Origin of the sequence: Niallia sp. HCP3S3_B10 (assembly GCF_052064465.1) — a bacterium.
GTDB classification, from domain to species: Bacteria; Bacillota; Bacilli; order Bacillales; family Cytobacillaceae; genus Niallia; species Niallia hominis.
In genome coordinates this window covers 1-407 of record NZ_JBQHVO010000166.1, presented here as the reverse complement: position 1 = coordinate 407, position 407 = coordinate 1, and the positions used below count along the sequence as shown (strand labels likewise).

The following is a 407-nucleotide window of genomic DNA, read 5'->3' as shown; positions in this document are numbered from 1 at the left end:
GGCTGGATCACCTCCTTTCTAAGGAAAATGGAATGTACATTCCATCAAAGATTGTTGACGATTTGTTGTTCAGTTTTGAGGGAGCAATTCCCTTGAAAAATAGATAAAGCAAGAACCTTTTTACTTTATCGAACATAAAATGGGCCTATAGCTCAGCTGGTTAGAGCGCACGCCTGATAAGCGTGAGGTCGATGGTTCGAGTCCATTTAGGCCCACCATTTTAAATTAAATACCATTTTTGGGGCTTTAGCTCAGCTGGGAGAGCGCCTGCCTTGCACGCAGGAGGTCAGCGGTTCGATCCCGCTAAGCTCCACCAAAATTGTTCTTTGAAAACTAAATCATTAAATAGAAGTAACCAAGATAAACCGAGTAATCGCCATCTTAGATTCTCTATTTTAGAGAATTAT

The 407-nt window shown here is 41.3% G+C and carries 2 tRNA genes; both read left to right on the top strand.

Annotated elements, in window-relative coordinates:
• The first annotated feature begins 141 nt into the window (after positions 1–141).
• Positions 142–218 (top strand) — tRNA-Ile (locus tag ACTNDN_RS25040).
• 22 nt (positions 219–240) lie between these two features.
• Positions 241–316, top strand: a tRNA-Ala gene (locus ACTNDN_RS25035).
• Positions 317–407 lie beyond the last annotated feature (91 nt).